Below are 1,659 nucleotides of genomic sequence, written 5' to 3'. Positions count from 1 at the left end.
TGATCAAACAGGTAAACACACCCATGAACACACAGCGCAGCCGGCAGACGGGCAGACGGGCAGACGGGCAGACGGGCAAAAACAGTGTGTGCCCCCCGGGGGATTCATGACACGGGCCACCGAAACCGGAGCAAGCTGCCGGGTGGGGAATTCTGGTCCAATCAGGCCTGTGATGGCGCTACCATGGACGCATGTCCGGAACCTGTTGTCCCCACGCTGCCCGCCAGAGCAGGTCATGGACCCATGCGCCCCTGCACTGCTCCCCTCCGTGTGCCGACGGGAAACACCGCGCGGGCAAGGCTGGTCGCCCTGCCGGCAGGGCACCCCTGGCAGCGCCCTTTCACCGATGGAGCCCCCGATGCTTCGCACATCACGTCACCCTGCCCGTTCGTTCATCTGCTGCGCCGTGCTGCTCCTGCTGGATTTCCTCTCGCATACAAAGGGCGGAGGGGGTGAGCCCTCCGCCGCCGACAAACCATAGAGCCTCGGTCCGCCCGGAGCTTGAACGGGCGGCTGCCCGCCGTGCAGAAGCGGAGCCCCGCGGCTTCGCTTCAATCCCTGCGAGCGCCCCGAATTTGAGATCAGAGATTTATCAGGTAGTCCAGGCAGGTCCTGACCCCAAACCCGCTGGCCCCCCTGCCGTAGACCCCCCACTCCTTCTCCATGAAGTCGACCCCTGCGATGTCCAGATGTGCCCAGGGGATGTCCTTATCGACGAAGTTCGAGAGGAAGATCGTCGCGAAGGTCGCCCCGCCGTAGCGTCCGCCGGCGTTGATCAAGTCCGCGAAGGGGGATTTCGTCGCCTCCTCGATCTTCTCGTCCTCCGCGGGCAGGCGCCAGAAGCGTTCGCCGCGGCGCCGCGCCGAGGCCAACAGGGATTCGGCGAGGGCGTCGTTGCGGGAGAACAGCCCCGCGGTCCATTTGCCCAATGCAACGACGCAGGACCCCGTGAGGGTCGCCATGTCGATGATCGCGTCCGGCTTCATCTCGCTGGCCAGGCAGAGCGCGTCGGCCAGGGCCAGACGCCCCTCCGCGTCGGTGTTGTCGATCTCGATCGTCTTCCCGTTTCGGGCCCTGACGATGTCGTCCGGGCGGTATGCCGTGCCCGACGGCATATTCTCCGCCGCTGCAACGATGCCGTGTACCTCGACCTCCGGAGCCAGTGCCGCGACGCCCTTCATGATGCCCAGGACGTTGCATCCCCCGGACTTGTCGCCCTTCATGGTCGTCATGTGCTCGGCAGGCTTGATGTCCAGGCCGCCGCTGTCGAAGGTGAGGCCCTTCCCGACGAAGACGATCTTCCTTTTTGCCTTTTTGGGGACGTAGGAGAGATGGATCAGGCGGGGAGGGGTCGCCGAGCCGCGTCCCACTGCCAGCAGTGCGCCCATCCGCTCCTCCTCCAGGCGCTTTTCGTCCCATATCTCGCAGTCCAGCCCCGCCTCCACCGCAAGCTCCTCGGCCCTCCTCGCTAGGACGGGCGGATTGATGACGTTGCCCGGCTCGTTGGCCAGCTCGCGCGTCGCGATCTGCGCGGCGGCGAACTTCAGCCCCTCCGCGGATTCCCCGGCGGACAGATCCGTGACGGCGACCTCCCTGAGGCTGAATCCCTTATCGTCGTCCTCGTCCTTCTTCTTGTACTTGTCGAAGGCGTAGCCGCAG

Annotated in this window: 1 protein-coding gene; it reads right to left on the bottom strand. The window is 65.6% G+C overall.

The annotated features are described in order from the left end of the window. Positions 1-581: 581 nt before the first annotated feature. Positions 582-1,659: leucyl aminopeptidase (locus tag Q0176_RS10825; RefSeq protein ID WP_299302818.1), on the bottom strand; the 1,078-nt coding region annotated here is incomplete at its 5' end.

The sequence above is a fragment of the uncultured Fretibacterium sp. genome, from assembly GCF_938040765.1.
Classification (GTDB): domain Bacteria; phylum Synergistota; class Synergistia; order Synergistales; family Aminobacteriaceae; genus CAJPSE01.
The sequence above is the reverse complement of the archived record's forward strand: the minus strand, read 5'-3'. Positions and strand labels throughout refer to the sequence as shown.